This is a genomic window from Roseateles sp. P5_E11 (assembly GCF_054049355.1).
Window position 1 is genome coordinate 1 of the sequence record NZ_JBFUMO010000362.1, and the last position, 6,021, is coordinate 6,021.

The 6,021-nt window shown below is 64.7% G+C and carries 6 protein-coding genes; 4 read left to right on the top strand and 2 right to left on the bottom strand.

Features of this window, described 5'->3' with window-relative positions; genetic code table 11:
- The first annotated feature begins 17 nt into the window (after positions 1-17).
- The 4 genes from ACXJKR_RS21885 to ACXJKR_RS21900 all read left to right on the top strand — a co-directional run bounded on the left by ACXJKR_RS21885 (position 18) and on the right by ACXJKR_RS21900 (position 5,063).
- Positions 18-1,802: an acetolactate synthase 3 catalytic subunit gene (locus tag ACXJKR_RS21885; protein WP_056198277.1), complete on the top strand. Its 1,785-nt coding sequence runs from the start codon at positions 18-20 to the stop codon at positions 1,800-1,802.
- A 165-nt stretch (positions 1,803-1,967) separates the two neighbouring features.
- Positions 1,968-2,459: an acetolactate synthase small subunit gene (ilvN, locus tag ACXJKR_RS21890; RefSeq protein ID WP_056198275.1), complete on the top strand. Its 492-nt coding sequence runs from the start codon at positions 1,968-1,970 to the stop codon at positions 2,457-2,459.
- 48 nt (positions 2,460-2,507) lie between these two features.
- The gene (gene ilvC, locus ACXJKR_RS21895) at positions 2,508-3,524 is read left to right on the top strand and encodes a ketol-acid reductoisomerase (RefSeq protein ID WP_056198273.1); all 1,017 of its coding nucleotides are present in this window, start codon (positions 2,508-2,510) and stop codon (positions 3,522-3,524) included.
- A gap of 147 nt (positions 3,525-3,671) precedes the next feature.
- Positions 3,672-5,063, top strand: a complete 1,392-nt coding sequence (locus ACXJKR_RS21900; RefSeq protein WP_457324613.1) for a hypothetical protein — start codon at positions 3,672-3,674, stop codon at positions 5,061-5,063.
- Between the two features lie 17 nt (positions 5,064-5,080).
- Here ACXJKR_RS21900 and ACXJKR_RS21905 read toward each other — a convergent pair whose 3' ends face one another.
- A complete protein-coding gene (locus ACXJKR_RS21905; RefSeq protein WP_457324614.1) occupies positions 5,081-5,512 on the bottom strand; it encodes a DUF1810 domain-containing protein in 432 nt (143 codons plus the stop codon).
- Positions 5,509-5,853, bottom strand: coding sequence for an NIPSNAP family protein (locus tag ACXJKR_RS21910; RefSeq protein WP_457324615.1), 345 nt, complete (start codon positions 5,851-5,853; stop codon positions 5,509-5,511). The genes ACXJKR_RS21905 and ACXJKR_RS21910 overlap by 4 nt, the downstream gene beginning before the upstream one ends.
- Between the last annotated feature and the right edge of the window lie 168 nt (positions 5,854-6,021).

The window sequence follows — 6,021 nt, forward strand, 5'->3', positions numbered from 1 at the left end:
TCACAAAGGTTCTAAAAATGGACATGTCTGCCGCGGATATCAAGCGCGCCGCCCTGGCGCAGCCGAATTCCCAATCCCCCAATTCCACCGCGGAGCTCAATGGCTCCGAGATCCTCGTTCGCTGCCTGCAGGCCGAAGGGGTGCGCCATCTCTGGGGTTACCCCGGCGGCGCRGTGCTCTACATCTACGACGCCCTCTACAAGCAGGAAAGCATCCAGCACGTGCTGGTGCGCCACGAGCAGGCGGCCGTACACGCCGCCGACGGCTTTGCCCGGGCGACCGGCGAAGTCGGTGTGGCGCTGGTCACCTCGGGCCCAGGAGTCACGAATGCCGTGACCGGCATCGCGACGGCCTACATGGACTCGATCCCGATGGTCATCATCACGGGTCAGGTGCCTAGCGCGGCCATCGGCCTGGACGCCTTCCAGGAGTGCGACACGGTCGGCATCACGCGCCCCATCGTCAAGCACAACTTCCTGGTGAAGGACGTGCGCGACCTGGCGCTGACGCTGAAGAAGGCCTTCCACATCGCCCGTACCGGCCGCCCCGGCCCGGTCGTCGTGGACATTCCGAAGGACGTGTCGCTCGCGAAGACGACGTTCAGCTATCCGGACCGCATCGAAATGCGCTCCTACAACCCGGTCAAGAAGGGCCATAGCGGCCAGATCCGCAAGGCGGTCCAACTGCTGCTGCAGGCCAAGCGCCCTTACATCTACACGGGCGGCGGYGTCATCCTGGGTGAAGCCACGGCGGAGCTGCGCCAACTGGTCGACATGCTGGGCTTCCCCTGCACGAACACGCTGATGGGCCTGGGTGCCATGCCCGGCACCGACCCGCGCTTCCTGGGCATGCTGGGCATGCACGGCACGTACGAGGCCAACATGACMATGCAGCACTGCGACGTGCTGCTGGCCGTGGGCGCGCGCTTCGATGACCGCGTCATCGGCAACCCCAAGCACTTCGGTTCGGTCGAGCGCAAGATCATCCACGTGGACATCGACCCCTCGTCGATCTCCAAGCGCGTGCGCGTCGACATTCCCATTGTCGGCGACGTGAAGGACGTGCTGCAGGAGCTGATCGCCCAGCTGAAGGAAGCGCAGGCCAAGCCGGATGCGGACGCCGTCAACGCATGGTGGAATCAGATCAATGAATGGCGCGGCCGTGACTGCCTGGTCTACAAGGGCTCGGACGAGGTCATCAAGCCGCAGATGGTCGTCGACACRCTGTGGAAGCTGACCCGCGACCGCGACACCTACATCACCAGCGACGTCGGCCAGCACCAGATGTGGGCCGCGCAGTACTACAAGTTCGACCAGCCGCGCCGCTGGATCAACTCCGGCGGCCTGGGCACCATGGGCGTGGGCCTGCCCTATGCGATGGGCATCAAGCTGGCCAAGCCGGAGTCGGATGTGTTCTGCATCACCGGCGAAGGCAGCATCCAGATGTGCATCCAGGAGCTGTCGACCTGCTTCCAGTACAAGACGCCGGTCAAGATCGTCTCGCTGAACAACCGCTACCTGGGCATGGTGCGGCAGTGGCAGCAGCTGGACTACGGCGGCCGCTACTCGCACAGCTACATGGACGCGCTGCCCGACTTCGTGAAGCTGGCCGAGGCCTATGGCCACGTCGGCATCCTGGTCGAGAAGCCCAGCGACGTCGAGCCCGCGCTGAAGGAAGCGATGCGCCTGACCGACCGTACCGTCTTCCTGGACATCCGCACCGATCCGACCGAGAACGTCTGGCCCATGGTCAAGGCGGGCAAGGGCATTTCCGAGATGCTGCTGGGATCGGAAGACCTGTGAGCGCCTGAAATCGGCAGCTCTGGCTGGCGTTACCGCGCCAGCCGGGGTTGCCGCTGAAAAGCGCAAGCAGTCCGACACCCGCAGCGATCCACTCCACTCGAACCCGCAGCCAAGGTCCGCTGGTTACCGCCAGCGGCACTGAAGAGCGCGAAGGACGAAGAACCCATGAAACACATCATTGCTTTGCTCATCGAGAACGAGCCGGGTGCGCTGTCGCGCGTCGTCGGCCTGTTCTCAGCCCGCGGCTACAACATCGAGAGCCTGACCGTCGCGCCGACGGAAGACCCGTCCCTCTCGCGCATGACCATCGTGACGACGGGCAGCGACGAGGTCATCGAGCAGATCACCAAGCACCTGAACCGCCTCATCGAGGTCGTCAAGGTGGTCGACCTGACCGAGGGCAACTACACCGAGCGTGAGCTGATGCTCATCAAGGTGCGCGCCGTCGGCAAGGAGCGCGAGGAAATCAAGCGCACCGCCGACATCTTCCGTGGCCGCGTCATCGACGTGACCGAGAAGACCTACACGATCGAGCTGACCGGCGACGCCGGCAAGCTCGAYGCCTTCATCGATGCGATCGACCGTGCGTCCATCCTCGAAACCGTACGCACCGGCGCCAGCGGCATCGGCCGCGGCGAGCGCATCCTGCGCGTCTGATCCGCCTTCACCCCAACACACCACAGTTTTTTCCTGGAGCGACCCATCATGAACGTCTACTACGACAAGGACGCCGATCTCAGCCTCATCAAGGGCAAGAACGTCACCATCATCGGCTACGGCTCACAAGGCCACGCCCACGCGCAGAACCTGAACGACAGCGGCTGCAAGGTCACCGTCGCGCTGCGCCGCAGCGGCGCGTCCTGGTCCAAGGCCGAAGGCGCGGGCCTCAAGGTCGCCGAGATCGCCGACGCCGTGAAATCGGCCGACGTGGTCATGATCCTGCTGCCCGACGAGCAGATCGCCGACGTCTACAAGAACGAGGTCGAGCCCAACATCAAGCAGGGCGCGTCGCTGGCCTTCGCGCACGGCTTCAATGTCCACTACGGCCAGGTGCAGCCGCGCGCTGACCTGGATGTCTGGATGGTCGCTCCCAAGGCCCCCGGCCATACGGTGCGCAACACGTATCGCCAGGGTGGCGGCGTGCCCCACCTGATCGCCATCTACCAGGACAAGACCGGCAAGGCCCGTGACCTGGCCCTGAGCTATGCCGCAGCCAACGGTGGCGGCAAGGCCGGCATCATCCAGACCAGTTTCCGCGAAGAGACCGAGACCGACCTCTTCGGCGAGCAGGCCGTGCTGTGCGGCGGCGCCGTGGAACTGATCAAGGCGGGCTTCGAGACGCTGACGGAAGCCGGCTACGCCCCCGAGATGGCCTACTTCGAATGCCTGCACGAGCTCAAGCTCATCGTGGACCTGATCTACGAAGGCGGCATCGCCAACATGAACTACTCGATCTCGAACAACGCCGAGTACGGTGAGTACGTGACCGGCCCGCGCGTCGTCACCGAAGACACCAAGAACGCGATGCGCCAGTGCCTGAAGGACATCCAGACGGGCGAATACGCCAAGAGCTTCATCCTCGAGAACAAGGCCGGCGCTCCGACGCTGATCAGCCGCCGCCGCCTGACGGCCGAGCACCCCATCGAGCAGGTCGGTGAGAAGCTGCGCGAAATGATGCCCTGGATCAAGGCCAACAAGCTGGTGGACAAGGCGAAGAACTGATCGCCAGCCCGTTCTCAACGGATTGAAAGGCCGGTGCCGAGGGGCGCCGGCCTTTTTTGTTGGGGAACCGATCCGCTGCTTTCCGTCACGAAGGCTGGTGATGGCAGGCGCGCCTGCGCCGACGTTCAACTGTGGAGGTGCCTGATCTTGGACAAGTCGCTCCCTGAAACGACCGCTGTGCGCGAGGTGCTGGAGTCGATCAAGAGCACCGAGGTCGTCGTCGATGAAATAGTTGCGCCCGGTGCCGTGTCCTTGAAGATCGAGGCACGTGGTGGCGGCCGGGTCGTGGCCGCGGAAGCCAACGTGCCACTGCGGCTCACGGTCACGGTGATGGGAGCAAGCGGGCCGATGGACGCGGTCGCCACCGATGTCGTCCTGTCCTCTGACGGTAAGCTGTCCGGCGACGTGACGCTGCCGGCCAGTGCCTTTGCTCGCGGCGTCGCCGATGCGCAGGTGCAGTTCACCGAGGCGGCCCAGGGCGTCACGCTCACCGCTCGAAGTGGCGACCTGATGGCTGTCACTGCCCGGTTTGTCGTGCTGCCCGCGCTGGTGCCCTTCACAGGCCGCGGGCCTTTGGTGGCGAACAGAAACGAGATTCAGKGCAAGACCAGGAAGGCGCGCGCCGTGCTGCTTGAGCCGCCGCGCAACCCGGGGTCCGAGGCGCTGGCCATGCTGCGTGCCAGGCGGCCGATCGCGGGCCTGAATTCGGCTGGCCCCAACTCGAAAAAGGCAGAAGACGAACTCGGGGCAGGGCGGTCTGGCGATGCGGGAACGAACTGCCTGTGCTGCACGATGGGTGCGATCACGGGGCAGACGACGACGGCGCTGGTGCACGCAATGATCCGCGACAAGCTCGGCCCCGACATCCGGGCGGGGCTGGATGAATCGTGGAAGACCAAGGACAAGGAGCTTGTGGACGCCGAAGTGCAGCGGCGACTTGAAACGTTGATCGCCGATTACGGGACCATGCAGGACGAAAAGATCTGGTGGCGGCTGGAGAGCCTGAAGAACTTCATGACCAAGGCCTCGGACAAGGTGCCGGGCGAGGACGTCTCGGGGGATGCACAACTGCGCGGTACGCGCGGTCTGATGGTTTCTGAGGCCAAGCGCCGCAACGCGGAGGCTGGCACCGATGGCATCCGCTACAAGGTCGTCCAGGACGGGGTGGCCGACACCGACCCGTTGAAGAGCAAGACGTATGCGCTGGATGGCGAGATGCAGGCGCAGATGGGCAAGTATCCCGACGGTACCCAGTTCCAGGTGTTCGTCTATGGGTCGATGCATCACTGGCTGTTCGCGGAAAAATACAATGGGAAGGTGGTGATGGAGGACTACCAAAAGTCCAAACCACCGGTCGGCACCAAGGCCTCAGCCAGCGGCCCGACGGGCTACACGGACGACGACGTGCCGCACCATCCGGTCGCGCAGGAGCAGTCAGGCGTTTTCACGCAGGGCTATTTCCTTGCCATCTGCCCGGAGTCGTTCGACGCCAGCCAGGCCTGGGCCGGAAACAGGGACTGGCCGCAGCTCACGATGTGAGGATCACGGCTCGTGAATCACATCCGCGTGCCGCCGGCCAGCAGTCTCAACGTCGCCCCATCCCGCTCCCCGTTGTAGAGCTTCTCCAGCGTCCGTCCAAACAGGTGGTCCGGCTCGCCTGCCACCGACTCGAACAAGGTCAGGCAGGACTTGAACTTCATCGTGTCCACGTCGCCCAGGATGCGCTCGGCCGAATTGCCCTCGTGAGCCAGCATGGCTTGCACACAATCACGCAGCCGCGCGCCCAGCACCGGATGGGCGAGATAGGCCTCGGCTTCCGCGCGGCCTGCGATGCCGTATTCATGCGCCATGGCGCTGCGCCCCAGCCCGCGCAACTGCGGCAGCACGAACCAGATCCAGTGACCGGTCTTGCGGCCGGCCTTGAGCTCGGCCAGCGCCTGCTCGTACCGCCCCTGCTGAGCCTGAACGAAGCGGTCGAGTGTGCTCATGGCATGCCGTTGTGGGCTCGCAGCGCCTCGACGGCTTCATCGGGCAGCCAAAGCAGCGTGTTCAGATAGTCGTCCAGGCAGTCCACCAGTGCCGCACGCGGCCCCTCTCGCCAGGCAGCCGAGCCATAGAAGGCGTCCTGCTGCGCGACCAGTTGTTCCCGGCTGTCGAACGCGCGGATCAGGAAGAAGCTCTCGTGCTCATGGTCCGAGCGCCCAAAGGCCACGATGTCCATGCCGCTGGCGCGCACCAGCGGCAGCGCAGCCTGTACCGCAGGGACGAAGCGCTCGGCGCAGCCGGGTTTGAGCTTGTAGGTGCGGACCTCGATCAGTTTCATGGTCATGAGTTGGAGTGGATGCGCACTGCATGCTAGGCCTTCGCGAATGCCGAAGCAGGGCCCCCTGAGCTATCCTGCCGCCCATGATTCCCGAGCCCACCGAGGACGACGAGCCCAGCCTCGCCGTCCGCCCCCGCCGCAAAGGCATCTACGCTCTGCCCAACGCGATCACGC